We start from the raw sequence: 25,715 nt of genomic DNA on the forward strand, positions 1-25,715 counted from the left end.
GTAACACCGCTGGAGTGTTCGACGATAGGGGCCAGGGGCAACCAAAAGCCGCCCCGTCGCCGACTCCGAGAGAAGCAGCGTGCTCATACGACTTCTGCGGACCCACCTCAGTCCGTACCGAAAACCCATCGCCTTGCTGGTGCTGCTGCAGTTCCTGCAGACCTGCGCCACTCTCTACCTGCCCACGCTGAACGCGGACATCATCGACAAGGGTGTCGTCAACGGCGACACCGGCTACATCCTGAGCTACGGCGCCCTGATGATCGGCATCTCGGTGGCGCAGGTCGTGTGCAACATCGGTGCCGTCTACTACGGCGCCCGCACCGCCTCGGCGCTCGGCCGGGACGTGCGGGCCGCCGTCTTCGACCGGGTGCAGTCCTTCTCGGCGCGTGAGCTCGGCCACTTCGGCGCGCCGTCGCTGATCACCCGGACGACCAATGACGTCCAGCAGGTGCAGATGCTGGCGCTGATGACGTTCACGCTGATGGTGTCGGCGCCCATCATGTGCGTCGGCGGGATCGTGCTGGCGCTCGGCCTGGACGTGCCGCTGTCCGCGGTGCTGGTGGCGGTGGTGCCCACCCTCGGCATCTGCGTGACCCTGATCGTGCGGCGGCTGCGGCCGCTGTTCCGGACCATGCAGGTGCGCCTGGACACGGTGAACCGGGTGCTGCGCGAGCAGATCACCGGCAACCGGGTGATCCGCGCGTTCGTGCGCGACGAGTACGAGCAGAGCCGGTTCCAGAAGGCCAACGCCGGGCTGACCGACATGGCGCTGGGCACCGGCAACCTGCTCGCGCTGATGTTCCCGATCGTCATGACGGTGGTGAACCTGTCGTCCATCGCGGTGGTGTGGTTCGGCGCGCACCGCATCGACAGCGGCGGCATGCAGATCGGTGACCTGACCGCGTTCCTCGCCTATCTGATGCAGATCGTGATGTCCGTGATGATGGCCACCTTCATGTTCATGATGGTGCCGCGCGCGGAGGTGTGCGCCGAGCGCATCCAGGAGGTCCTGGACACCTCCTCCAGCGTGGTGCCGCCGACCGCGCCGGTGCGGGAGCTGCGCCGGCACGGTCATCTGGAGATCCGGGGCGGCGGGTTCCGCTACCCGGGTGCCGAGGAGCCGGTGCTGAAGTCGATCGACCTGGTCGCGCGGCCGGGTGAGACGACGGCCGTGATCGGCTCGACGGGCAGCGGCAAGTCGACCCTGCTGGGGCTGGTCCCCCGGCTGTTCGACGCGACCGACGGCCGGGTGCTGGTGGACGGGGAGGACGTGGCGAGGATCGACCCCCAGGTCCTCGCGAAGACCGTCGGCCTGGTGCCGCAGAAGCCGTACCTGTTCGCCGGGACGGTGGCGACCAACCTCCGCTACGGCAATCCGGAGGCGACGGACGAGGAGCTGTGGCACGCGCTGGAGGTGGCGCAGGCCAAGGAGTTCGTGGAGCGTCTGGAGGGCGGGCTGAACGCGCCCGTCGCACAGGGCGGCACGAACGTCTCGGGCGGTCAGCGGCAGCGGCTCGCGATCGCGCGCACGCTGGTGCAGCGCCCGGAGATCTATCTCTTCGACGACTCCTTCTCCGCCCTCGACTACGCCACCGACGCCGCTCTGCGCGCCGCGCTCGGGCGTGAGACGTCCGAGGCGACCGTCGTCATCGTCGCGCAGCGGGTGGCGACCATCCGGGACGCGGACCGGATCGTCGTGCTGGACGAGGGCCGGGTCGTCGGCACGGGCCGGCACCACGAACTGATGGCGGACAACGAGACGTACCGGGAGATCGTGCTCTCCCAGCTGACGGAAGCGGAGGCCGCCTGATGGCCGGGCCCATGGGACGGATGATGGCCGGCGGCGGGCCCGATCAGCGGTCGCTGGACTTCAAGGTGTCGGGTCGGCGGCTGATCGCCCGGTTCAAGCCCGAGCGGATCACCATCTACGTGCTGCTGATCTGCGTGGTGGTGAGCGTGGGCCTGTCGGTCGCCGGGCCGAAGATCCTCGGTGCGGCCACCGACCTGGTCTTCGCGGGCATCGTCGGGCGCCAGTTCGAGTCCGGGATGACCAAGGAACAGGTCCTCGCGGCCATGCGGGAGCGCGGCGACAGCCAGATCGCCGACATGCTGCGCAGCACCGACTTCACGCCGGGCCAGGGGATCGACTTCGGGGCCGTGGGGAACGTCCTGCTGTTCGCGCTGGCCGTGTTCACCGTCGCCGGTCTGCTGATGGCGGTGGCGACGCGGCTGGTGAACCGGGCCGTGAACCGCACGATGTACCGGATGCGCGAGGACGTCCAGACGAAGCTGTCGCGGCTGCCGCTGTCGTACTTCGACAAGCGTCAGCGCGGTGAGGTGCTGTCGCGGGCGACCAACGACATCGACAACATCGGGCAGACGCTCCAGCAGTCGATGGGGCAGCTGATCAACTCGGTGCTGACCATCATCGGTGTGCTGGCGATGATGTTCTGGGTGTCGTGGCTGCTGGCGCTGGTCGCGCTGGTGACCGTGCCGCTGTCGTTCTTCGTCGCCACGCGCGTGGGCAAGCGCTCGCAGCCGCACTTCGTGCAGCAGTGGCGTACGACCGGCAAGCTCAACGCGCACGTGGAGGAGATGTACACCGGGCACACCCTGGTGAAGGTGTTCGGGCGGCAGGAGGAGTCGGCCAGGCAGTTCGCCGAGCAGAACGAGGCGCTCTACGAGGCCGGGTTCAAGGCGCAGTTCAACAGCGGTGTGATGCAGCCGCTGATGCTGTTCGTGTCGAACCTCAACTACGTCCTGGTCGCCGTGGTCGGCGGACTGCGGGTCGCCTCGGGTGCGCTGTCGATCGGTGACGTGCAGGCGTTCATCCAGTACTCGCGGCAGTTCTCGATGCCGCTGACGCAGGTGGCGTCGATGGCGAACCTCGTGCAGTCCGGTGTCGCCTCGGCCGAGCGGGTCTTCGAGCTGCTCGACGCGGAGGAGCAGCAGGCGGATCCGGTGCCGGGCGTGCGGCCGGAGGAGCTGCGCGGCCGGGTGGCGCTGGAGGGCGTGTCCTTCCGGTACGACCCGGAGAAGCCGCTGATCGAGGACCTGTCGCTGAGGGTGGAACCCGGGCACACGGTCGCGATCGTGGGGCCGACGGGTGCCGGCAAGACGACCCTGGTCAACCTGCTGATGCGCTTCTACGACGTGTCGTGCGGGCGCATCACCCTCGACGGCGTGGACATCGCCCGGATGTCGCGGGACGAGCTGCGCGCCGGGATCGGGATGGTGCTCCAGGACACCTGGCTGTTCGGGGGCACCATCGCCGAGAACATCGCCTACGGAGCGTCCGGGGAGGTCACTCGCGGCGAGATCGAGGAGGCCGCGCGGGCCGCCCACGCCGACCGGTTCATCCGTACGCTGCCCGACGGGTACGACACGGTGATCGACGACGAGGGATCGGGGGTCAGCGCGGGCGAGAAGCAGCTGATCACCATCGCGCGGGCGTTCCTGTCCGACCCGGTGATCCTGGTCCTGGACGAGGCGACGTCCTCGGTCGACACCCGTACCGAGGTGCTGATCCAGAAGGCGATGGCGAAGCTGGCGCACGGGCGTACGTCGTTCGTGATCGCGCACCGGTTGTCGACGATTCGGGACGCGGACACGATCCTGGTGATGGAGGACGGTTCGATCGTGGAACAGGGTGCGCACGGGGAGCTGTTGGCGGCCGACGGTTCGTATGCGCGGTTGTACAAGGCGCAGTTCGCGCAGGCGGTGGCCGAGGTGGACTGAGCGGCCGGTCGCGGGGAGCTGCGGGTCCGTCGTGGCTGGTCGCGCAGTTCCCCGCGCCCCTGAGTACGTGAACCGAACGCTCCTCAGTCCAGATAGCCCCTCAGCTGGTCCGCGAAGGCGTGGTCACGGAGCTTGTTGAGGGTCTTGGACTCGATCTGGCGGATGCGTTCCCGCGTCACGCCGAAGATGCGGCCTATCTCCTCCAGCGTGCGGGGGCGACCGTCCGCGAGGCCGTACCGCAGTTGTACGACCTTGCGTTCACGCTCGCCCAGAGTCGACAGCACCGCCTCCAGGTGCTCCCTGAGCAGCAGGAACGCCGCCGACTCCACCGGCGACGTCGCGTCGCCGTCCTCGATCAGGTCACCGAGGGCGACATCGTCCTCCTCGCCCACGGGCGCGTGCAGCGACACCGGTTCCTGGGCGAGGCGCAGCACCTCGCTGACCCGCTCGGGCGGCAGGTCGAGGTGGTCGGCGACCTCTTCCGGCGTCGGTTCGTAGCCGCGCTCCTGGAGCATGCGGCGCTGCACGCGGACGACCCGGTTGATCAGCTCGACGACATGGACCGGCACCCGGATGGTGCGGGCCTGGTCGGCGAGGGCGCGGGACATGGCCTGGCGGATCCACCAGGTGGCGTACGTCGAGAACTTGTAGCCGCGGGCGTAGTCGAACTTCTCGACGGCCCGGATCAGGCCCAGGTTGCCCTCCTGGACCAGGTCGAGCATGGTCAGGCCGCGTCCGACGTACCGCTTGGCGACCGACACGACGAGCCGCAGGTTGGCCTCGATGAGGCGCCGCTTGGCCATCCGGCCCATGACGACCAGCCGGTCCAGGTCGAGGGCGAGCCGGCCGTCCAGACCGGGGGTGCCGAGCTTCTCCTCGGCGAAGAGGCCGGCCTCGACGCGGCGGGCGAGTTCGACCTCCTCGGCGGCCGTGAGCAGCGGGATCCGGCCGATCTCCCGCAGGTACTGGCGGAAGAGGTCGGAGGAGGGGCCGCTGTTGTCGGCGCGGGGCCGGGCCGGCAGCGGTGCGTCGACCGGCTCGGCGGTGTCGGCGGTGTCCAGCGCCTCGGCCGGCGGCTCCGCCGGTTCGGGCGCGGTATCGGGTTCCGCCTCGGGGTGGTGCGCGACACGGTTCTGCGGCGGCACCGCGACCAGAACGTCGGTCTCCGCGTCGGCGGCCGGGCCGTCCGTACCGGTGTCGGTCTGGATGAGGGTCTGGGTCTGCACGGGGGCGACCTCCAGGATGATCGCTGCCGAGAGGTACGGCAGCGCTGCTTCGAGGGCGGAGTCGGCGGCCTCGCCGCTGTCCGTCCCGTACGCGATGAGCGGAACCGCGGGGGTGTGGGACCCGTGGGGGACGGATCGGCCGCGCTCCGAGGACTCAGGCACCGGAACCCAGTGTGGAGTACGACACATCGCCGCCACGAGGGGCGTGCGGTGACTTTTTGCAATCGGGCCGTGACCGCGCGGTTATCCCGACGGACGGGGACCCGGGGAACGGTCAGAGCGCTGCGGCGCCGTGCCCGCGCAATGCCTGGTCGTACTGCTGCAACACCCACAGCTCGTTCTGCACGGAGGCCAGTTGGGCCGGGTCGCCGCCGGTGCCGAGACGGGTGAGCCGGCTCTGGACGTCGCGCACCCGGCGTTCCACGGCACGGCGGCGGACGGTGACGAGCTGCTCGCCGGCGTAGTTCTCGTCGACGGTCCTGCGCATGATCGCCTCGACGGCCAGCTCGGTGACCATCGCACGGACCTGGTCGTCGGGGGCCGCGTCACGGACCCGGACCAGGTACTCCTGCGCGTCCTGGATGCCGTACTCCGCGCCGCCCGCGTCCATGATCGCCTGGCGTACGGCGGCGTAGGGGGCGGCGGTGAACTCGTCGACGCCGTACGCGTCGAACGCCGGGGAGACCAACTCGGGTCGCTGCAGGGCGAGTTTGAGCAGCTCGCGCTCGGTGGCGTAGACGGGGTTGCGCAGGGTCAGGGCCGGGCCGGAGGTGCGGGGTGCGGGTGCGGCGTCGTACTGCTGCTGCCCGCCGCGGGACGTGGGCGCCTGTCCCCTGCCGCCCCGCTCGCGTGCCCACCGCGCCAGCTGGGCCACCCGCTTGACCACGAACTGGGTGTCCAGGATGCCGAGCATGCCCGCGAGCTGGACGGCGACCTCGTGCTGGGCCCCGCTGTTCTTGATGCGGGCGACGATCGGCGCCGCCTCGTCCAGGGCGGCGGCGCGGCCCGCCGGGGTGTCGAGGTCGTAGCGGACGACGATCTGGCGCAGCGCGAACTCGAACAGCGGGGTGCGCGGTTCGACCAGGTCGGACACCGCCTCGTCGCCCTTGGCGAGGCGCAGTTCGCAGGGGTCCATGCCGTCGGGCGCGATGGCGATGTAGGTCTCCGCCGCGAACTTCTGGTCGTCCTCGAAGGCGCGCAGGGCCGCCTTCTGGCCGGCCGCGTCGCCGTCGAAGGTGAAGATCACGCGGGCCGAGCCGTTGTCCATCAGCAGCCGGCGCAGGATCTTGATGTGGTCGCCGCCGAAAGCCGTGCCGCAGGTCGCGATGGCCGTGGTGACGCCGGCGAGGTGGCAGGCCATGACGTCGGTGTAGCCCTCGACGACGACCGCGCGGCTCGCCTTGGCGATGTCCTTCTTCGCGAGGTCGATGCCGTACAGGACGTGGGACTTCTTGTAGATCGCCGTCTCGGGGGTGTTGAGGTACTTCGGGCCGTTGTCCGCCTCGTACAGCTTGCGGGCGCCGAAGCCGACGACGTCGCCGCCGATGTCGCGGATCGGCCACATGAGGCGGCCCCGGAAGCGGTCGATGGGGCCGCGGCGGCCCTCCTGCGACAGCCCGGACAGCAGGAGTTCCTTGTCGGTGAAGCCCTTGCCGCGCAGATAGCGGGTGAGGTGGTCCCAGCCCTGGGGGCTGTAGCCGACGGAGAAGTGCTGGGCGGCGGCCTGGTCGAAGCCGCGCTCGGCGAGGAACTGGCGGCCGGTGTCGGCCTCCGGACCGGTGGCGAGCTGCTCCATGTACCAGTCGGCGGCGATCTTGTGGGCCTCGACCAGGCGGATGCGTTCGCCGCGCTGGTGGGAGGGGTTGTAGCCGCCCTCCTCGTAGCGCAGGGTGATGCCGGCCTGGGCGGCGAGCCGCTCGACGGCCTCCGAGAAGGTGAGGTGGTCGACCTTCATCACGAACGTGATGGTGTCGCCGCCCTCCTGGCAGCCGAAGCAGTGGAAGAACCCCTTGCTGGGGCTGACCTGGAAGGAGGGCGACTTCTCGTCGTGGAAGGGGCACAGCCCCTTGAGGTTCCCGCCGCCCGCGTTGCGCAGTTGGAGGTACTCGGACACCACGGCGTCGATCGGGACCGCGTCCCGTACCGCTTTCACGTCCTCGTCGTTGATCCGTCCTGCCACAGGGTGATTCTACGGGGCAGAACTGACACTCCTGGGGCGAGCCCACCCCCGGCCGGGGGTCCGGGGTCGTCGCCCGGGAACTGCGGCACGGGGGCGCACTGCCACCTACGGTGCGAGGTTTTCGAGCGGAATGTGCGGATCCGCCAGGCTCTCGGCGTTCACCTGCGCCTTCGAGCGGATCAGCCGCTGGATCGGCTCTGTGACGTCCCACACGTTCACGTTCATCCCGGCGAGCACCCGGCCGTCCTTCATCCAGAACGCGATGAACTCCCGCTTCCCGGCGTCGCCCCGGATCACCACTTCGTCGTACGACCCCGCGGGCGCCCAGCCGGAGTACTCCATGCCCAGGTCGTACTGGTCGGAGAAGAAGTACGGCACGCGGTCGTAGGCGACGTCCCGCCCCAGCATCGCCCGGGCCGCCGCCGGGCCGCCGTTGAGCGCGTTGGCCCAGTGCTCCACCCGCAGCCGGGTGTCGAACAGGGCGTGCGGGAAGGACGCCACGTCACCGGCGGCGTAGATGTCGGGGTCGGAGGTGCGCAGCTGTTCGTCGACCACCACGCCGCGCCCTTGCGCGCGGTCGGCGATGTCGAGTCCCGCCGCCTCCGCGAGGCCGATCCGCGGGGCCGCGCCGATCGCGGCGAGGACGTCGTGCGCGGGGTGCTCCTCGCCGTCGTCGGTGCGCGCGGCCAGCACCATGCCGTCCTGGCCGACGATCTCCGTCAGCCGCCGGCCGAAGTGGAAGCGCACCCCACGCTCCCGGTGCAGCTCGGCGAAGAGGCCGCCCAGCTCGGGGCCGAGGACGCCGTGCAGCGGCGTCGGCTCGGGCTCGATGACGGTGACCTCGGCGCCGTACTCACGGGCCGCCGCCGCGACCTCCAGGCCGATCCAGCCGGCGCCGGCGATCACGATGTGCCCGTTGTCCCGGCCGAGGGAGGTGAGGACGCCCTTGAGGCGCTCGGCGTGCGCGAGGCGGCGCAGGTGGTGCACGCCGGCCAGGTCGGTGCCCGGGATGTCGAGGCGGCGCGGCTCGGCACCGGTGGCCAGCAGGAGCTTGTCGTAGTGGACGACGGTGCCGTCCTCGCCGAACCGCACCGTCTTGGCCGTACGGTCGATTCGGTCGACGGTCTGGCCGAGGTGCAGTTCGATGTCGTTGCGCGCGTACCAGGCGGGTTCGTGCACGAAGACGCTGTCGCGCTCCTCCTTGCCGAGGAGGTAGCCCTTGGACAGCGGCGGCCGCTCGTACGGGTGGTCGCGCTCGTCGCAGATCAGTATCACCCGCCCGGTGAAGCCCTCGGTCCGGAGCGTCTCGGCCGCCTTGGCGCCGGCGAGCCCTCCTCCGACGATGACGAATGTCTGATCCGCGTCGACCACTTGATGCCTCCTCGTAAGGGTGCCGCCACATGAGCGTCCCGCACGCAGCGTGATGCGGGAAGAGGGGGTGACCCGATCAGGCCACGCAGGGTCACTTTCGAGTGCCCGTTCGCCCCCGGTGTCTCACCTGTCTCGCGCGGGTGACGGCACCGGCGCTCACGCCCGCTGGGTGAGCCGCCCGTGCAGGGCGCGCGCCGAGGCGTCCGTGAGGGACGCGATCTGGTCGACGATCACGCGCTTGCGGGCGCGCTCGTCGCCGGCCGCGTCGAACAGGGCCCGGAACTGCGGGTCCAGTCCCTCGGGCGCGCGGGCGGTGAGCGCCTCGGCGAGTTCGGCGACGACGATCCGCTGGTCGGCACGGAGCCGCTCCTGCTCGGCGCGCTGCATGACGTACCGGTCGGCGACGGCCTTGAGGACCGCGCACTCCAGGCGGGTCCCGTGCGGTACGACGAGTTCGGCGCCGTAGCGGGTGAGCCGGCCGTCGCCGTGGGCGGCGCGCGTGGCGGTCTCGGCGGCCAGGCAGAAGCGGCCGATGAGCTGGCTGGTGGCGTCCTTCAGACGGGCCTGGGCGACGGCCGAGCCGTCGTAGCCGTGCGGCCACCAGGGTGCGTCCTGGAGCCGGTCGAGGGCGGCGGCGAGTTCGGCGGGGTCGGTGTCCTCGGGGACGTAGCGGCCGATGGCCACGGCGAAGATCTCACGGCGTTCGGGTTCGGCGTGCAGGCAGTTGGGGTCGATGTGGCCGGCGTGCAGGCCGTCCTCGACGTCGTGCACGGAGTACGCCACGTCGTCGGACCAGTCCATGACCTGGGCCTCGAAGGTGGTGCGGGTGCCGGGGGCGTCCTTGCGGACCCAGTCGAAGACGGGTCTGTCGTCGTCGTAGACGCCGAACTTCGGGGACCCCGGGTCGGCGGGGTGCGCGCCGCGGGGCCAGGGGTACTTGGTGGCGGCGTCGAGGGTGGCGCGGGTGAGGTTGAGGCCGACGGAGCCCTCCGGGGTGAACCGCTTGGGCTCGATGCGGGTGAGCAGGCGCAGGGACTGGGCGTTGCCCTCGAAGCCGCCGCAGTCCTCAGCGAACTCGTTCAGCGCGACTTCGCCGTTGTGGCCGAAGGGTGGGTGGCCGAGGTCGTGGGAGAGGCAGGCGGCCTCCACGAGGTCGGGGTCGCAGCCGAGGGCCGCGCCGAGTTCGCGGCCGACCTGGGCGCACTCCAGGGAGTGGGTGAGGCGGGTGCGGGGGCTGGGATCCCATGCGTTGGTGTGGGTTCCCGGTGTCACGACCTGGGTTTTGCCGGCGAGCCTTCTCAGCGCGGCGGAATGCAGGATTCGGGCGCGGTCTCGTTGGAAGGCGGTTCGGCCGGGGCGCTTGTCCGGTTCGGGGGCCCAGCGTTCGAGGGACGGCAGGTCGTACGACATGTCTCGACAGTAAGGGCAGGGGGTGACAAACGGAGTGCGGCTTTGCGTCTGCCGGGTGCGCCTTCGTGTCTGCCGGGTGCGCCTTCGTGTCTGCCGGGTGCGCCTTCGTGTCTGCCGGGTGCTGTTGAGTGGCGAGTGCGGGTCGGTGGGGGCTGGTCGCGCAGTTCCCCGCGCCGCCCCTGAGTGGGGCACCTCCCCCGGCGTCTCAAGCGGTCGCCAATTCCGCTGTTGTCGTCACCGGCGTCGCCGCCGTCCGGTCGTAGCGGTGCAGGACCAGTCGCGCCATCGCCGGGTGGGTGCCCAGCGGCGCCGACGCCATCCATGGGGCCTTCTCCGCGCACTCCGTCGCGAAGCGGCCGGGGGCCGTGAAGTACGAGGCGATCGCCACCCTTGTGCGGCCCCGGGCCGCCAGCGCGGCCAGGGCGTCAGGGACCGTGGGGGCCGCTGTCGTGGCGTAGGCCGGGACGACCGGGACGCCCAGGCGGTTGGCCAGGAGCTGGGCCGTGCGGGACGTGTCGACCTTGGACTCGGGGTCGCGGGAGCCCGCCGCTGCGAGGACGACCGCGCTGATGCGGCGCATGGGCTCGTCCATGCGGGTGCGCCAGCCCGCTTCCACCAGGCGGGCGGTGAGGGCCTCCACCAGCAGGGGATGCGGGCCGAGCGCGCCGGCCACGCGTGCCCCCGCCGACGACTCGGCGGCCATCTCGGGGATGTCCCGCTTGATGTGGTAGCCGCGGCTGAGGAGGAGCGGGACGAGGATCGCCCGGCGGTCGCCGAGGGCGGCGAGGGTGTCGGGGAGCAGGGGCTCGTTCAGCTCGATGTGGCCGAGGTGGACCGGCAGGCCGGGGCGCAGCGCGCGGACCTGGTCGAGAAGCGCGCGGACCGTGCTCAGGGCGCGCGGGTCGCGGCTGCCGTGGGCCACGACGACGAGCGCGGGCGGTTCGGGGCGCCGGCTCCCGTCGCGCTGGACGAGGCTGAGCTGGCTGGCGAGCTGGCTGCTGATCCGGTTCATGAGGTGCGCCGTACTGTCGAGGTGGGCCGTCGTGGACTCGTCGTGAAGGTGGTTCGACGCCGTCATGAACCGATGGTGGCGGCGGGACGTTGCCGCCCCGTTTCGCTGGAATGACGGGTTCTTTCGCCGGGTTCACGGTGCGGTACCCGGGCGGTGTGAGCTGGGGTGACCTGCGGTTTCACCGGCCGGAGTGAAGCTGATCACGCCTTGGGGAGTGAACCGTGGGGGCCGGACGGGCGTCCCTGAAGGTCGAGGACAGGCCGTGTGCCGACCGGGGAGGGACCGTCCGATGCGCCGACCGAAGCTGGGCCGACCGAAGCTGGGCCGACCGAGACTTCCGCGCACCCGCGCCGGGCAGCGGCGGCTGGTGCAGGCCGTGATGGCCGGATGCGTGCTGGCGCTGCTTCCGGCCACCTGGATGTACGTCGTCACCGGCGACCGGCTGCGCACCACGGCGGACGTGCCGCGCACCGACGTGGCCGTCGTCTTCGGCGCCGGACTGTGGGACGGCGAGCCCTCCCCCTATCTCGCCCACCGGCTGGACGCGGCGGCCGAGTTGTACCGCGCGGGGCGGATCGAGGTGGTCCTGGTCACCGGCGACAACAGCCGCAAGGACTACGACGAGCCGGACGCCATGCGCACGTATCTGACCAGGCACGGCGTGCCCGACGCGCACATCGTCAGCGACTACGCGGGCTTCGACACCTGGGACTCCTGCGTCCGGGCCAGGAAGATCTTCGGCGTGCGCGAGGCCGTGCTGATCAGCCAGGGCTTCCACATCCGGCGGGCGGTGGCGCTGTGCGAGGAGGCCGGGGTGGCGTCGTACGGCGTCGGGGTGCCGGAAAAGCACGACGTGACCTGGTACTACGGCGGCACCCGGGAGATCCTCGCGGCCGGCAAGGCGGCCCTGGACGCCGCCTTCGAGCCGGACCCGCACTTCCTCGGGCGCGAGGAGCCGGGGGTCGCGAATGCGCTGGCCGCGCGGCGGTAGCGGCGCCCGGAACGGGCGCCCCACGCTCTCGCGCGCAGGTTTTGACGCGCGCACGCCAGCCGGGCGGGTGAACCCTCACAACCGGGAGCTTTCCGTGGCCGGCAGACCATACATGGCGTTCACGGCAGAACGGGCGGGAGCGGGGCACCGGCCCCCTCCCGCCCTCCTTCGTGTCCGGAGGCATGGCACCGGCGGTCGGGCAACGCCCTCAAGCGGCGCGGGGAACTGCGCGACCGGCCACGACGGAGCGGCAGGCGACCGGACAGCCCATGTCACGGCACCACAGCCAAGCTCACGACGGCGTGGCGGCGGCGGGGAGGTCACCGTCCCGACCGTGTAACAGGGGGCCGCCGCGCGCGTAACACGCCCGAAGCACGCTGAAGGGCATGCAGAACACCGCGACGCCCACCCACTGCCCGTACTGCGCCCTGCAGTGCGGAATGAACCTCACGCCCCAGCAGGACGGGGGTGTCGCGGTGGTCGAGCGCCCGGACTTCCCGGTGAACCGGGGAGCGCTGTGCGGCAAGGGCCGTACGGCCCCCGCGGTGCTGGCCCCGGGCGTCCGTCTGACCTCGCCGCTGGTGCGGTCGGGCGGCACGCTCGTGCCGGCCACGTGGGACGAGGCGCTCGACCGCGTCGCGAAGGGCCTGCAGCGCACGCGTACGGAACATGGCCCGGACGCGTGCGGTGTCTTCGGCGGGGGCGGCCTGACGAACGAGAAGGCGTACAGCCTCGGCAAGTTCGCGCGGATCGTGCTCGGCACCTCGCAGATCGACTACAACGGCCGCTTCTGCATGTCGTCGGCGGCCGCGGCGGGAATGAAGGCGTTCGGCCTGGACCGGGGGCTGCCGTTCCCGCTGGAGGACATCCCGAGGACCGGCTGTGTCATCCTCGTCGGCTCCAACCCCGCGGAGACGATGCCGCCCGCGCTGCGCTACTTCACCGAGCTGCGGGAGAACGGCGGCACGCTGATCGTCGTCGACCCGCGCCGCACCCGGACCGCGGAGCAGGCCGATCTGCACCTGGCCCCGCGCCCCGGCACCGACCTCGCGCTCGCCCTCGGCCTGCTGCACCTGGTCGTCGCCGAGGGGCGGGTGGACGAGGAGTACGTCCAGGAGCGCACGGCCGGCTGGGAGAACGCACGGGCCGCCGCGATGGCGCACTGGCCGGAGTACGTGGAGCGGATCACGGGGGTGCCCGTTCCGCAACTGCGGGAGGCCGTACGGCTGTTCTGCGAGCCGGAGCACGCCATGGTGCTGACCGCGCGCGGACCCGAGCAGCAGTCCAAGGGCACCGACACCGTGGGCGCCTGGATCAACCTGTGCCTGGCGACGGGTCGGGCGGGCCGGCCGCTGTCCGGATACGGCTGCCTGACCGGGCAGGGCAACGGGCAGGGCGGGCGCGAACACGGCCAGAAGGCCGACCAGTTGCCCGGCTACCGCAAGCTGGACGACCCGGCGGCGCGGCGGCATGTCGCCGAGGTGTGGGGCGTGGACCCGGACAGCCTGCCCGGCCCGGGGCGCAGCGCCTACGAACTGCTGGACGCGCTCGGCACCGACATCAGGTCGCTGCTGCTGATGGGCTCCAACCCCGTGGTGTCGGCGCCGCGTGCCGCGCACATCGAGGAGCGCATCAGGTCCCTCGACTTCCTCGCCGTGTGCGACGTCGTGCTGTCGGAGACGGCGGAGCTCGCGGACGTCGTGCTGCCGGTGACGCAGTGGGCGGAGGAGACGGGCACGACGACCAACCTGGAGGGCCGGGTCCTGCTGCGCCGCCGCGCGATCACTGCGCCGGAGGGTGTCCGCAGCGACCTGGAGATCATGCACGAGCTCGCGGCGCGGCTGGGCGGCGAACGGGCGCTGGAGAAGGGTTTCCCGACCGACGCCGAGGAGGTCTTCGAGGAGCTGCGGCGGGCGAGCGCGGGCGGGCCGGCCGACTATTCGGGGATCACGTACCGGAGGCTGGCGCAGGAGAACGGGGTGTTCTGGCCGTGTCCGGCGGCGACGGGGGCGGCCGACGACGCGGGCGACTCCGAGGACGCCTCGCTGGACGCCGGGCCCGACGACCCCGCGCGGGACCACGACGCCGGTACGGCACCGCACCCCGGTACGCCCCGTCTCTTCCTCGACCGCTTCGCCACGCCCGACGGACGGGCGAGGTTCGCGCCCGTCTCGCACCGGGCGGCCGCCGAGGAACCCGACGACGAGTACCCGGTCCTCCTCACCACCGGACGGGTCGTGGCCCAGTACCAGTCCGGCGCCCAGACCCGCCGCGTCGACGAGCTGAACACCGCGGCGCCGGGCCCGTTCGTGGAGCTGCACCCCCGGCTCGCGGCCCGTCTCGGCGCGGCCGACGGCGACCCGGTGGCCGTGATCTCACGCCGGGGCCGCGCGGTGGCCCCCGCCCGCATCACGACCGCCATCCGCCCCGACACGGTCTTCATGCCCTTCCACTGGCCGGGCGAGGGCCGCGCCAACACCCTGACCAACCCGGCACTCGACCCGACATCCCGGATGCCGGAATTCAAGACGTGCGCGGTACGGGTTGAGCCGGTCGAGCTGTAAGCGCACAGCCGGCGAGGGGCGCGGGGAACTTCAGCGCCGCCCCCAGTCGCCGCTCGCGATCGGTGCGCCCCTCACCCGCAGCCGTGCCGCGACGGGCGGAGCGGCGACGTACACCCACGCCCTCACGGCAGTTCCGTCGGACTCGCGGAGCACCTCGCGGGCGACGCGCTCGTAGAGGCTCCGTGGGTCTCCCGCGGCGTACTCCTCCAGCAGGTCCAGTGCGGTCAGCAGCGCGGGGTACTCCCCGGGGCGAGCGGTGATCAGATCGCCGTGGACGACGCCGCCCCCGCCCACCTCCTCGACGACGTACGGATAACCCGGCCCGTCGTACAGCACCGCCCCCTCCATCCGTGCCGGTTCCTCGGTCCGCACGCGGCCGCGCAGGAACCGGTCGTGGTTGGGCTCACCGGGCCGCAGGGTGCCGTAGACGAAGAACGGGAGTCGGGGAGAGAGGCTCACGGAAACGATTCTCTCCTCTCACACACCTCCACGTATTCACCCTGGCCACAGCCTGTGCACGCCCCCTTGAATCTTGGTCAGCTCCCGAGCCGTCCAGTTCAAGGAGACCGATGAGCCGAATACGGCCGCACATCCGACGTTCCCGCCCGGCCACCGCGGGCACCACAGTAGCCGTCGCAAGCCTGCTGGCCGCCGTCCTCACCCCCACCGCCGGCGCGGACGAGTCACCCAGCAGGGCCGACGCCGTGGCGAACGCGGCCTCGGTCCTCTCCGACGTCGCGGGGAGTCTGGGCCTGACGGCCGCGCAGGACACCGACGTCCGGGACGTGGTGGTGGACCCGGACGGCGCACAGCACGTCCGCTACGACCGGACGTATCACCGACTCCCCGTACTCGGGGGCGACTTCGTCGTGCATCTGAAGGAGGACGGCACCTACCGCGGCGCCTCCCGCGCCGGCTCGCGCCCCATCTCCCTGAAGAGCGTCTCGCCCAAGGTCTCCGGACCGCGGGCCGCCGACCTCGCCGCGAGCGCGCTGCGCGCCGTGAACGTCGGCGAGACGCTCAAGAAGCTCACCTCCAGGCCCGAGTTGGTCGTCGACGCCCTGCACGGTGCCCCGAAGCTGGCCTGGCGGACCGACGCGGTCGCACAGGACTCCCTCGGCAACCCGGTCGCCCGCACCGTGCTGACCGACGCCGGCACGGGGGAGCAGATCGACGCGTGGGACAGCATCGAGACGGCGTCCGGTGACGGCAGGTCGCTGTACGCGGGCACGGTGCCGCTGGAGACGACGGCGTCGGGTTCGGCGTACCAGCTCCAGGACGCGACGCGCGGCGGCACCTACACGGGTGACGCGGCCGGCAGGACGGACCTGTGCGTCCTGACCATCTGCCTCCACCGCGCGCCCGCGACGGTCTTCACCGACGCCGACAACCACTGGGGCACCGGCGATGCGGCCGACCGCTCGTCGGCGGCGGTGGACGCGCAGTACGGCACGGACGTGACGTGGGACTACTACCGGGACGTCCACGGCCGCAACGGCATCGCGGGCGACGGCAAGGGCTCGTTCAACCGTGTGCACTACGGCAACGCCTACAACAACGCCTTCTGGGACGACGGTTGCTTCTGCATGACGTACGGCGACGGTGACGGCACCCGGCTCGGTCCGCTGGTGTCGCTGGACGTCGCCGGGCACGAGATGTCGCACGGCGTGACGTCGAAGACGGCGGCGCTGACGTACTCGGGCGAGTCCGGCGGGCTGAACGAGGCGACGTCCGACATCTTCGGGTCGCTGGTGGAGTTCCACGCGGGCAACTCCTCGGACCCCGGGGACTATCTGATCGGCGAGCAGGTCGTCCGGTCGGGGCTCGGGCGGAGCGCCCTGCGGTACATGGACAAGCCGTCGAGGGACGGGGTGTCGGTGGACTGCTGGAGCACGTCGACCGCGCAGCTCGACGTGCACTACTCGTCGGGGGTCGGCAACCACTTCGCGTATCTGCTGGCCGAGGGCAGCGGCGCGAAGACGGTCAACGGGGTGAGCTACAACTCCCCCACCTGTGACGGTTCTTCGGTGAGCGGGATCGGGCGGGCGAAGCTCGGGAAGATCTGGTACCGGGCACTGACCGTCTACATGACGTCCTCGACGAAGTACGCGGGGGCTCGGACGGCGACGCTGAGCGCGGCCGCGGACCTGTACGGCGCGGGGAGTGCGGAGGAGCGGGCGGTCGCTGCCGCGTGGAGTGCGGTGAACGTGGGCTGACCGGTCGGGGCGGAGCTCGCGGGGTGAGCCGCGTGGCCGGGTGCCGGTCGTCCATGGCTGGTCGCGCGGTTCCCCGCGCCCCTGGGCCGGCCCGCCCGGTCGCCAGGGAGCCGGATGCCCACCTGCTGCGACGTCGACGACGCGACATGGGTCCGGGGGCACTGGCACAAGCGCGGCCCAGGTGGGCAGCTGGTTCCGTCACCCGTTCACACCCCGGCGCCCCGCCCAACCCAATCTCTTCGACGACGGCCTGCTCCCGCCCCGGTGACCTGCTGAAACGGCGCCGTGGGCGGGTCCTTCCGCTCCCTTCGGACACCCGGCAACGCCTCTTTCGGCGGGCTCTCGGGGAGCGCGCTCGCCGTGCCGGGACTTTCCTCGGAAGGGCAGGGCCCGGCCGACGGCGGCACATGGGGGTGTCGCGGGCCGCGGGTCCGTTGCGCTCGGAGGAGCATCGATGCGTCGTACCGCCCGTCTGCTGACCGGGACCGCACTGGCCGTCGGCGCCCTGGCGACCCTCGTCGCGCCCGCGCACGGCACCCACACGGACGGTCTGCAGCTGCGCCCGGCCTCGGTCGTTCCGGGCGAGCAGGTCACGGTGGACACGGCCGCGTGCCGGGACGGCGGCGCGGCGGGCGACGCCAGCGCGGTCGGCGCCGGTTCGTTCACGCTGGCGCCGCGGGAGCGGGCGGCGAGCGGACGCTTCCGGGTGCCGCCGAGCGCGCAGCCGGGGACGTACGAGATCGTCGCGACCTGCGCCGAAGGCGGGAAGCGGATCGCGGGCGACCTGGTGGTCACGCTGACGCCGGCGAGCGGGCAGCAGGTGCACCCGAGAGGAAGTGTGAAGACGGGGGTCGGCGGCGCTCTCGACCGCGACCCCGTGCAGACCGCGGCCGGCGTGGCGGCTCTCGCCGTCGCCGCCGCGGGCGGTACCTGGCTCCTGCATCGCCGGGCGAGAGGCGACGGGATCTGACGGACACCCTCCGCTGTCCGTCAGCCGGTACCGCACGTCCCCTCCCCCTCCGGGTCCGACGCCCCTCGCGGCCCGGAGGGGGAACGGGTGGTCCGAGGAGAGTCACGGGAGGCTCGCGTGCGCAGTCGAAGGAGCGTCGGTGACGCTGCGATAGCCGCCGCCACCGTCCTTGCCCTGTGCTGCGGCGCCTGGCTGCTGCACAGCGGAGGCGAGACGCACGCCCCGCCGCAGCCGTCGCCGGCACAGGCCGGGGCCGCCTCGCCGGACACCGGGAACGGTGGCCCGCGCACCGGTCCGCGCGACCCGCTGCACGCCGCCGCGCTCGCGCCGGCGCCCTCCCCGCCCGACCGCATACGCATACCGTCGATCCGCGTCGACGCGCCGCTCATCGGCCTCGGCCTGACGCGGAACGGCAGCCTCGACGTCCCGCCGGCCGACCGGGAGAACCTCGCGGGCTGGTACGAGGCCGGCACCACGCCCGGGGAGACGGGCACCGCGATCGTCGCCGGCCATGTCGACAACGCCGACGGGCCCGCGGTCTTCTACCGCCTCGGCGCGCTGCGCAAGGGCAGCACGATCGAGGTGGCGCGCCGCGACGGCGGCACGGTCCTGTTCTCCGTCGACGCCGTCGAGGTGTACGACGCGAAGGGCTTCCCGGACGAGAAGGTGTACGGCCCCTCGGCCCGCCCCGAACTGCGGGTGATCACCTGCGGCGGCGGCTACTCACGGACGACCGGGTACCGGGGCAACGTCGTCGTGTTCGCGCATCTGACCGGCAGCCGCTGACCGCTCCGCGCGCGGCCCCAGGATGTTCTCCCGGCCCAGGCACCGCCCTGGCCCGTGCCTGGCTCGCCGCCGGCCATCCGGTCACCGTCCGGAACCGCACCCCGGCCCGCGCCGGGCACCTCGCCGCCGAGGGCGCGGCCGTCGCCGCGAGCGCCGCCGAGGCGGTGGCCGCGAACCGGCTGGTCGTGCTCTGTCTGCTCGACGGCGCCTCGGTCGGCGACGCCCTGGTGTCGTGGCTCGGCGCGATGGCCCCCGCCGCGCACAAGGCGGCCGACCGGTTGCAGAGCGGCGACCTTGGCAAGGACGTCGTCTCCAACCTCGCGATGCAGGTCGCGGGCAACGCCACGCTGCTGGCCACGGCCGAGGAGCAGAGTGTGAGCCCGGAGCTGCTGACGCCGTACCTGGCGCTGTTGGAGCGGTGGCCGGCCGAGGGGCACGGGGACGAGGACACGACCGGCGCGGTCGAACTGCTCGACGCGCGGCGGGCGGAGAGTGGACCCGCCTAAGCCGACCACTGCTCGTAGGCGAGCTTCACCACCAGCGAGAACACCACCGTCAGCAGGACCACCCGGACGAATCCGCTGCCCTTCTTCAGGGCCGTGTGGGCTCCGAGGGTGCCGCCCGCGAGGTTGAACACGGCCATCACCGCGGCCAGTTGCCACAGCACGGTGCCCTGCCAGGCGAAGGTCGCGAGCGCGCCGGCGTTGGTGCAGCAGTTGACGATCTTCGCGGTCGCGGAGGCGGTGACGAGGTCGAGGTGGAGCACGGCGGTGAGGGCGAGGACCAGGAACGTCCCGGTGCCGGGGCCGATCAGGCCGTCGTAGAAGCCGATGCCCAGGCCCGCGAGGCCGATCGCCGCGAGGATCCGGCGGGGTGCGGCCGGCCCGGTCGCCGGGGCGGTGCCGAAGGCCGGCCGCAGGATCACGAAGGCGGCCACGCCCAGCAGCACCACCATGATCACGGGCTTGAGCACCTCGGTGCTCATCCCGGCCGCGAAGAAGGCACCCCCGGAGGAGCCCGCGAGCGCGGCGAGGCCGATGCGGACGGCGAGGCGTACGTCCACCGGTGCCTTGCGGGCGTACGTCACCGCGGCGCCGGTGGTGCCGACGATGGCGACCGCCTTGTTGGTGCCGAGCGCGTAGGCGGCCGGGGTGCTCGCCGGGAGGCCGAGCAGCAGGGCGGGGAGCAGCAGCAGTCCGCCGCCGCCGACCACGGCGTCGATCCAGCCGGCCGCGAGGGCCGCGAGGCACAGGACGACGACCGTGGTCAGGGATATGTCGGGCATGATCGCGACCCTAGGCGGCGGATGTGTGCACCGTCCACGTACCTGAGGAGCATCTGAGGTTGACGGGGCTCCGGTCAGCCGCGCGTACCCTCGAGATCTTTTCGGGCCCCTGCCCGGGTCCCCGGCCGGTCCCCTTCCCGGTCCCCGGCCGGTCCCCTTCCCAGACCTCCTCCCCGGACCCCGACCTGCCCCCTCCCCAGACCTCCTCCCCGGACCCCGACCTGCCCCCTCCCCGGACCTCCTCCCCGGACCCCGACCTGCCCCCTCCCCGGACCTCCTCCTCGGACCCCGACCTGTCCCCTCCCCGGTCCCCGACCGGTCCCCTCCCCGGACCTCCTCCCCGTACCCCGACCGGTCCCCTCCCGGACCTCCTCCCCGGACCCGACCGGTCCCCTCCCCAGACCTCCTCCCCGGACCCCGACCGGTCCCCTCCCCGGTTCCCGGCCGGTCCTCCTCCCCGGACCCCTTCCGGAGGATCCCCCGCCGAGTCCCTCCCCGGGTCCGGAAGCGGCGTTCCGCGGACGAGGTCCATCACGTGTTCCCCCTGGCATGAGCTGCTGAAAGCCGATGCCTCCAGGCTCCCGTCCCGCCGGGTCGTATTCGATGGGGGCTGCACGGAAACCGGGGGTACGGTTCACCCCACACCGCCCGGCCTCACAGCCCGCCCGCACCGCGCCCTCCGAACCCTCACACCCGTACCCGGGCCCCGCTGAGGGCAGCGTTCCTCGTGGGAAACAGACGTGATGCGGTCGGGAAACACCGGCAACGCACGCTCCTGGACATGACCTCGAATACGCGTGTGGTGGTGATCGGCGCCGGCCTCGCGGGCGTACGGCTCGCCCGGCGGCTCGGCGAGCTGGGCACGCCCGTGACGCTCGTCGGCGACGAGGAGCACCGCCCGTACAACCGGGTGCTGCTCGCCGAGGTGCTCGCCGGACGGTACAGCCCCGACGTGATCGCCCTGCCGGCGCCCGCGGAGCTGACCCGGGGCCGGGTCACCGGCATCGACCGCGAGATGCGAGCCGTACATCTCGCGGACGGGTCGGAGATCGCATACGACACCCTCGTCCTGGCCACCGGCTCCAACGCGGTGCTGCCGCCGCTGCGCGGGCTGTTCACCCCGGACCACGAACTGCCCGAGGGCGTCCACGCCTTCCGCACCATGGACGACTGCCTGGGCCTGTCCAAGCAGGTGCGGCCGGGGGTGCGGGCGGTCGTGATCGGCGGCGGGCTCCTCGGGGTCTCCGCGGCCCGCGCGCTGGCACTGCGCGGCGCGCAGGTCGTGCTGGCCCAGCAGTCTGAGCGGCTGATGGAGCGTCAACTCGACCCGGCGGCCTCCAAGCTGGTCCGGCGTCATCTCAAGGGTCTCGGTGTGGAGGTCCACACCGACCTGCGGGTGCGGGACGTGCGCTGCGTCGGCGGCGCGGTCCGCTCGGTGGAGATGGCCGACGGGTACGCCCTCGACGCCGACCTCGTGGTCCTGGCCTGCGGAGTCCACCCGCGCGCCGGGCTCGCCAAGGAGGCGGGGCTCGCCGTGCACAAGGGCATCCTCGTCGACGACGAACTCCGTACGTCCGACCCGCACATCCGGGCCGTGGGCGACTGCGCGCAGCACGACGGCACGGTGTACGGGCTGGCCGCGCCCGCGCTGGAACAGGCCGACGTCCTCGCCGAGTCGCTGGCCGGGGACGCTGCCGCCCGCTACACCGGCACGCGTGCGCTGACCCGGCTGACGCTGGCCGGCGAGGGCTTCTTCGACCTCGCCGCGTTCGGCGAGACCGAGGCCCGGCCCGGTGACGACGTCGTGCAGCTCACGGACGCCACCCGCGGCACCTACCGCAAGGTCGTCGTCCGCGACGACCGCCTGGTCGGCGGGGTTCTCGTCGGCGAACTCGGCACCGTCGGCGCGCTCGCCCGCGCCTGGGAGGGAGCGGAGCCGCTCCCCGACGACGCCCCCCTGCTCCACCTGCTCACCAACGATGGAGGCTCCTGATGACCGCCACCCCGGAGGCCACGGAGGCCACGGAGGCCACCCCCACGATCGTGCTCGTCGGCCACGGCATGGTCGGCCAGCGCTTCCTCGAAGCGCTGGCCCAGCGCGGCCTGACCGCCACCCACCGCGTGGTCGTGCTGTGCGAGGAGCCGCGTCCGGCCTATGACCGCGTGGCGCTGACCTCGTACTTCTCGGGCAAGACCCCCGAGGACCTGTCCATGACGGACATGGAGTTCATTCAGACGCACGGCATCGAGCTGTACGTCGGCGACCCGGCCGTCTCCGTCGACCGCGAGGCGAAGAAGGTCACCGCCCGGTCCGGCCAGGTCTTCGAGTACGGCACCCTCGTCCTCGCCACCGGCTCCTACCCCTTCGTGCCGCCGGTCCCGAACAAGGACGCCGAGGGCTGTTTCGTCTACCGCACGATCGACGACCTGCTCGCGATCGAGGAGTACGCGAAGACCCGCACGACCGGTGCCGTGGTCGGCGGCGGACTGCTCGGGCTGGAGGCGGCCGGTGCGCTGAAGGGGCTCGGACTGACCTCCCACATCGTGGAGTTCGCGCCGCGGCTGATGCCCGTCCAGGTCGACGAGGGCGGCGGCGCCGCGCTGCTGCGCACCATCGAGGACATGGGCCTGAGCGTGCACACGGGCGTCGGGACACAGGAGATCGTGGTCGACGCCGCCGGCGCCGTCACCGGCATGAAGCTGTCCGACGGCTCCGAACTGGCCACCGACATGGTGGTGTTCAGCGCCGGTGTCCGCCCCCGGGACCAGCTGGCCCGCGACTGCGGTCTGACGGTCGGCGAGCGCGGCGGCATCACGGTCGACGAGCAGTGCCGTACGGTCGCCGACCCGCATGTCTTCGCGATCGGCGAGTGCGCGCTGGCCGCCGACGGCCGGGTGTACGGCCTGGTGGCGCCCGGCTACGAGCAGGCGGAGACCGCGGCCGCGACCATCGCCGCCGACGAGGCCGCCTTCACGGGCGCCGACCTCTCCACCAAGCTGAAGCTCCTCGGCGTGGACGTCGCCTCCTTCGGCGACGCGCACGGCAGCACCGAGGACTGCCTGGACGTCGTCTACTCCGACTCCCGCGCGGGCCTGTACAAGAAGCTGGTCATCGGCCGCGACGGCACGCTGCTCGGCGGCATCCTGGTCGGTGACGCGGAGGCGTACGGCACCCTGAAGGCGTTCACCGGCTCGGTGCCGCCGGTCTCCCCCGAGTCGCTGGTGCTGCCGGCCGGCGCCGGCGCCCCCGCGCAGCTCGGCCCGTCCGCGCTGCCGGACGACGCGATCATCTGCTCCTGCAACAACGTCACCAAGGGCACGATCCGCGGCGCGGTCACCGACCACCAGTGCACGACCGTGCCCGAGGTGAAGAAGTGCACCAAGGCCGGTACGACGTGCGGCAGTTGCGTCAAGGTCCTCGGCCAGCTGGTCACCGCCGAGCTGGAGGCGTCCGGCGTCGAGGTCGACAAGGGCCTGTGCGGCTGCTTCGCGCAGACCCGCGAGGAGCTGTACGAGATCGTCCTCGCCCTGCGCATCAACACCTACCAGGACCTCCTCGACCGCTACGGCCGCGACGGCGCCAGGGGCGGCGACGGCTGCGAGATCTGCAAGCCGGCCATCGGCTCGATCATCGCCTCCCTCGCCCCGACGATCGGCGCGAGCGGCTATGTCCTGGACGGCGAGCAGGCGGCCCTCCAGGACAGCAACGACCACTTCCTCGCCAACATCCAGAAGAACGGCTCGTACTCCGTCGTCCCGCGCATCGCCGGTGGTGAGATCACCCCGGAGGGCCTGATCGTGATCGGCGAGATCGCCCGGGACTTCGGTCTCTACACGAAGATCACCGGCGGCCAGCGCATCGACATGTTCGGCGCGCGGGTCGAGCAGCTCCCCCTCATCTGGGCGCGGTTGGTGGACGCGGGCTTCGAGTCGGGGCACGCGTACGGCAAGTCGCTGCGGACCGTGAAGTCCTGCGTGGGCCGGACCTGGTGCCGTTACGGCGTCCAGGACTCGGTCCGGATGGCGATCGACCTGGAGCTGCGCTACCGGGGCCTGCGCTCGCCGCACAAGCTGAAGTCGGCGGTCTCCGGCTGCCAGCGCGAATGCGCGGAGGCCCAGTCGAAGGACTTCGGCGTGATCGCCACCGCGGGCGGCTGGAACCTCTACGTCGGCGGCAACGGCGGCGCGACCCCGCGCCACGCGGACCTGCTCGCGCAGGACCTCTCCGACGCCGAGCTGATCCGGCTGATCGACCGCTTCCTGATGTTCTACATCCGCACCGCGGACCGCCTGGAGCGCACGAGCGTGTGGCTGGAGCGGATCCCCGGCGGCCTGGACCACGTCCGCGACGTGGTCGTCGAGGACTCCCTCGGCATCTGCGAGGAGCTGGAGACGCTGATGGCGGCCCACGTCGCGAACTACCGCGACGAGTGGTCGGAGACCATCAACGACCCCGAGAAGCTGGCCCGCTTCGTCTCCTTCGTCAACGCCCCCGACACCCCCGACCCGGTCGTCGGATTCGTCCCCGAGCGCGACCAGATCAAGCCCGACCTGCCGCTGCTGACCATCGGCCACCGCCCCCTGGAAGGAAGCGCCCAGCGATGACCCTGGCACCCGAGACGACCGACCTGAAGATCCAAGTACGGCTGGCCGACGACTGGCTGACGATCTGCGACCTGACCCGGCTGCTCCCGGGCCGGGGTGTGGCGGCGCTGCTGCCGGACGGCGGCCAGGTGGCCCTGTTCCGCGACCGTGCCGGGCAGCTGTACGCGATCGACAACCGCGATCCGTTCGGCGGCGCCGCGGTGCTCTCCCGCGGCCTGACCGGCAGCCATCAGGGCAGGCCGTTCGTGGCCTCACCCCTGCTGAAGCAGCGGTTCGACCTGGAGACCGGGCAGTGCCTGGACGACGAGTCGGTGCAGATCACGACGTACGAGGTACGGGCCGCGTAGAACAACGCGGGTGTCTTCCGGGGCGGCGCCCCGCCGGCCGAACTCTCCGAGGAGGACTGGCGCATGCCGCTGGACATCAACGTCACGGGCGTCTTCCTGGCCCTGCGCGCCGGGATCCGGCAGATGCGCACCCAGCCGACGGGCGGCGCGATCGTCAACATCGCGTCCGCCTTCGGCGTCCACACCCGCAGCCCCGGCGCCGCCGCGTACTCCGCCTCCAAGGCCGCCGTCTCCGTGCTCACCCGGGGTGCCGCCCTCGACCACATCCGCGACGGCGTCCGCATCAACGCGGTCAGCCCGGGCGCCGTGGAGACCCCGATGTCCCTGCGCCCCGGCGAGGACGACGCGGCCCGCGCGGCCCGCGCCCGGACCACCCTGCCCCTGGGCCGCATCTCGACGACGGACGAGGTGGCCGCGGCCGTCCTCTCTCTCGCCTCGGACGACGCGACTTCGGTGGTGGGCACGGACCTGGTGGTGGACAGCGGGGCGACCGCCTAGCCCGCGGGGATCAGCGGCTCGCGCGCCGCCGGAGCACCAGCAGCACCCCGCCCCCGGCGAGCAGGGCCACGCCGCCCGCCGCCAGGTACGGGGTGCTGTCGTCGCCGCCGGTCGCGGCGAGGTCGGTGCCGTTCGGCTCCTCGCCGGCCGCCTCGTCGGAGGTCGCGCCCTCCTCGGCGGCACCTTCCTCCGCCGGCCCCTCCCCCACCGGGACGAAGTCGGCCGGCGGGCTGTCGCAGCCGAGACCGTCGCCGTCCCGGTCGAGGTGGGAGCCGTAGTGCTCGTCGCTCGCGGGAATGTCGGAGTACCCGTTGGCGTACGCCTCGGCGCAGTTCTCGAACGGGTGGGCACCGTCATGGGCGGCGGCGGTGGACGGCAGTGCGGCCAGCGCCAGCGCGGCGACGACGATGGCGCCGGGCTTGCGGAGCAGGTTCACGGGGAGTCCTTCCCTGGTCGTTCACGAGGTGACGAACGTAGCCAGGGGCCGCTGATGCGGCGGAGTTATGAAGGACCC

The 25,715-nt window shown here is 72.2% G+C and carries 19 protein-coding genes and 1 pseudogene; 12 read left to right on the forward strand and 8 right to left on the reverse strand.

Annotated elements, in window-relative coordinates:
- The first annotated feature begins 79 nt into the window (after positions 1-79).
- Together AC3ETA_RS01205 and AC3ETA_RS01210 are read left to right on the forward strand one after the other, a co-directional pair.
- On the forward strand, positions 80-1,813 hold the full coding sequence (locus AC3ETA_RS01205) for an ABC transporter ATP-binding protein (protein ID WP_432190910.1): 1,734 nt from the start codon (positions 80-82) through the stop codon (positions 1,811-1,813).
- Positions 1,813-3,741 carry an ABC transporter ATP-binding protein gene (locus AC3ETA_RS01210; protein WP_432190911.1) on the forward strand — a complete coding sequence of 643 codons (1,929 nt, stop codon included), beginning with the start codon at positions 1,813-1,815 and terminating at the stop codon, positions 3,739-3,741. The genes AC3ETA_RS01205 and AC3ETA_RS01210 overlap by 1 nt, the downstream gene beginning before the upstream one ends.
- 83 nt (positions 3,742-3,824) lie before the next feature.
- Here AC3ETA_RS01210 and AC3ETA_RS01215 read toward each other — a convergent pair whose 3' ends face one another.
- The 5 genes from AC3ETA_RS01215 to AC3ETA_RS01235 all read right to left on the reverse strand — a co-directional run bounded on the left by AC3ETA_RS01215 (position 3,825) and on the right by AC3ETA_RS01235 (position 11,005).
- On the reverse strand, positions 3,825-5,129 hold the full coding sequence (locus AC3ETA_RS01215; RefSeq protein ID WP_432190912.1) for an RNA polymerase sigma factor: 1,305 nt from the start codon (positions 5,127-5,129) through the stop codon (positions 3,825-3,827).
- Positions 5,130-5,241: 112 nt separating this feature from the next.
- Positions 5,242-7,146: a DNA primase gene (gene dnaG / locus AC3ETA_RS01220; RefSeq protein ID WP_432190913.1), complete on the reverse strand. Its 1,905-nt coding sequence runs from the start codon at positions 7,144-7,146 to the stop codon at positions 5,242-5,244.
- Positions 7,147-7,251: 105 nt separating this feature from the next.
- Positions 7,252-8,517, reverse strand: a complete 1,266-nt coding sequence (locus tag AC3ETA_RS01225) for an NAD(P)/FAD-dependent oxidoreductase (protein WP_432190914.1) — start codon at positions 8,515-8,517, stop codon at positions 7,252-7,254.
- Between the two features lie 156 nt (positions 8,518-8,673).
- Entirely contained in the window at positions 8,674-9,927 is a 1,254-nt protein-coding gene (locus AC3ETA_RS01230; RefSeq protein WP_432190915.1) for a deoxyguanosinetriphosphate triphosphohydrolase, read from the reverse strand.
- Between the two features lie 205 nt (positions 9,928-10,132).
- A complete protein-coding gene (locus tag AC3ETA_RS01235) occupies positions 10,133-11,005 on the reverse strand; it encodes a sirohydrochlorin chelatase (protein WP_432190916.1) in 873 nt (290 codons plus the stop codon).
- 223 nt (positions 11,006-11,228) lie between these two features.
- On the opposite strand from AC3ETA_RS01235, the gene AC3ETA_RS01240 reads away from it, so the two are divergent.
- The gene (locus AC3ETA_RS01240; protein WP_432190917.1) at positions 11,229-11,930 is read left to right on the forward strand and encodes a SanA/YdcF family protein; all 702 of its coding nucleotides are present in this window, start codon (positions 11,229-11,231) and stop codon (positions 11,928-11,930) included.
- Positions 11,931-12,316: 386 nt separating this feature from the next.
- Complete coding sequence (locus tag AC3ETA_RS01245; protein ID WP_432190918.1) at positions 12,317-14,494, forward strand: molybdopterin oxidoreductase family protein; 2,178 nt, start codon at positions 12,317-12,319, stop codon at positions 14,492-14,494.
- A gap of 30 nt (positions 14,495-14,524) precedes the next feature.
- Here AC3ETA_RS01245 and AC3ETA_RS01250 read toward each other — a convergent pair whose 3' ends face one another.
- Positions 14,525-14,953 carry a gamma-glutamylcyclotransferase family protein gene (locus AC3ETA_RS01250; protein ID WP_432190919.1) on the reverse strand — a complete coding sequence of 143 codons (429 nt, stop codon included), beginning with the start codon at positions 14,951-14,953 and terminating at the stop codon, positions 14,525-14,527.
- Positions 14,954-15,063: 110 nt separating this feature from the next.
- On the opposite strand from AC3ETA_RS01250, the gene AC3ETA_RS01255 reads away from it, so the two are divergent.
- The 4 genes from AC3ETA_RS01255 (at position 15,064) to AC3ETA_RS01270 (ending at position 18,972) form a co-directional block, all read left to right on the forward strand.
- Positions 15,064-16,710 carry a M4 family metallopeptidase gene (locus AC3ETA_RS01255; RefSeq protein ID WP_432190920.1) on the forward strand — a complete coding sequence of 549 codons (1,647 nt, stop codon included), beginning with the start codon at positions 15,064-15,066 and terminating at the stop codon, positions 16,708-16,710.
- Positions 16,711-17,164: 454 nt separating this feature from the next.
- Complete coding sequence (locus tag AC3ETA_RS01260; protein ID WP_432190921.1) at positions 17,165-17,680, forward strand: hypothetical protein; 516 nt, start codon at positions 17,165-17,167, stop codon at positions 17,678-17,680.
- Between the two features lie 117 nt (positions 17,681-17,797).
- Positions 17,798-18,466: a class F sortase gene (locus AC3ETA_RS01265; RefSeq protein WP_432190922.1), complete on the forward strand. Its 669-nt coding sequence runs from the start codon at positions 17,798-17,800 to the stop codon at positions 18,464-18,466.
- A complete protein-coding gene (locus AC3ETA_RS01270) occupies positions 18,463-18,972 on the forward strand; it encodes an NAD(P)-binding domain-containing protein (protein ID WP_432191052.1) in 510 nt (169 codons plus the stop codon). Before AC3ETA_RS01265 ends, AC3ETA_RS01270 begins: the two co-directional genes overlap by 4 nt.
- Here the strand turns inward: AC3ETA_RS01270 and AC3ETA_RS01275 are convergent.
- Positions 18,969-19,751: a sulfite exporter TauE/SafE family protein gene (locus AC3ETA_RS01275; RefSeq protein ID WP_432190923.1), complete on the reverse strand. Its 783-nt coding sequence runs from the start codon at positions 19,749-19,751 to the stop codon at positions 18,969-18,971. The genes AC3ETA_RS01270 and AC3ETA_RS01275 overlap by 4 nt on opposite strands.
- 781 nt (positions 19,752-20,532) lie before the next feature.
- Between AC3ETA_RS01275 and AC3ETA_RS01280 the strand changes: the two genes are divergently transcribed.
- From AC3ETA_RS01280 to AC3ETA_RS01295, 4 genes and pseudogenes are all read left to right on the forward strand, one after another.
- Positions 20,533-21,744, forward strand: a complete 1,212-nt coding sequence (locus AC3ETA_RS01280) for an NAD(P)/FAD-dependent oxidoreductase (protein ID WP_432190924.1) — start codon at positions 20,533-20,535, stop codon at positions 21,742-21,744.
- The gene (gene nirB, locus AC3ETA_RS01285; RefSeq protein WP_432190925.1) at positions 21,744-24,356 is read left to right on the forward strand and encodes a nitrite reductase large subunit NirB; all 2,613 of its coding nucleotides are present in this window, start codon (positions 21,744-21,746) and stop codon (positions 24,354-24,356) included. Before AC3ETA_RS01280 ends, nirB begins: the two co-directional genes overlap by 1 nt.
- Entirely contained in the window at positions 24,353-24,703 is a 351-nt protein-coding gene (nirD, locus tag AC3ETA_RS01290; RefSeq protein WP_432190926.1) for a nitrite reductase small subunit NirD, read from the forward strand. Before nirB ends, nirD begins: the two co-directional genes overlap by 4 nt.
- Positions 24,704-25,201: pseudogene (locus AC3ETA_RS01295) on the forward strand (SDR family NAD(P)-dependent oxidoreductase); the annotation flags it as partial.
- Between the two features lie 10 nt (positions 25,202-25,211).
- On the opposite strand, the gene AC3ETA_RS01300 reads toward AC3ETA_RS01295, so the two are convergent.
- Positions 25,212-25,637, reverse strand: a complete 426-nt coding sequence (locus AC3ETA_RS01300) for an excalibur calcium-binding domain-containing protein (RefSeq protein WP_432190927.1) — start codon at positions 25,635-25,637, stop codon at positions 25,212-25,214.
- Positions 25,638-25,715 lie beyond the last annotated feature (78 nt).

The organism is Streptomyces sp. bgisy027, assembly GCF_057710365.1.

Excerpts from the sequence above, each read along its gene's own strand:
- AC3ETA_RS01210 (WP_432190911.1), top strand. The coding sequence starts at position 1,813 with ATGGCCGGGCCCATGGGACGGATGATGGCCGGCGGCGGGCCCGATCAG.
- AC3ETA_RS01230 (WP_432190915.1), bottom strand. The coding sequence starts at position 9,927 with ATGTCGTACGACCTGCCGTCCCTCGAACGCTGGGCCCCCGAACCGGAC.
- AC3ETA_RS01235 (WP_432190916.1), bottom strand. The coding sequence starts at position 11,005 with ATGACGGCGTCGAACCACCTTCACGACGAGTCCACGACGGCCCACCTC.
- AC3ETA_RS01240 (WP_432190917.1), top strand. The coding sequence starts at position 11,229 with ATGCGCCGACCGAAGCTGGGCCGACCGAAGCTGGGCCGACCGAGACTT.
- AC3ETA_RS01245 (WP_432190918.1), top strand. The coding sequence starts at position 12,317 with ATGCAGAACACCGCGACGCCCACCCACTGCCCGTACTGCGCCCTGCAG.
- AC3ETA_RS01255 (WP_432190920.1), top strand. The coding sequence starts at position 15,064 with ATGAGCCGAATACGGCCGCACATCCGACGTTCCCGCCCGGCCACCGCG.
- AC3ETA_RS01260 (WP_432190921.1), top strand. The coding sequence starts at position 17,165 with ATGCGTCGTACCGCCCGTCTGCTGACCGGGACCGCACTGGCCGTCGGC.
- AC3ETA_RS01275 (WP_432190923.1), bottom strand. The coding sequence starts at position 19,751 with ATGCCCGACATATCCCTGACCACGGTCGTCGTCCTGTGCCTCGCGGCC.
- AC3ETA_RS01280 (WP_432190924.1), top strand. The coding sequence starts at position 20,533 with ATGACCTCGAATACGCGTGTGGTGGTGATCGGCGCCGGCCTCGCGGGC.
- nirB (WP_432190925.1), top strand. The coding sequence starts at position 21,744 with ATGACCGCCACCCCGGAGGCCACGGAGGCCACGGAGGCCACCCCCACG.
- nirD (WP_432190926.1), top strand. The coding sequence starts at position 24,353 with ATGACCCTGGCACCCGAGACGACCGACCTGAAGATCCAAGTACGGCTG.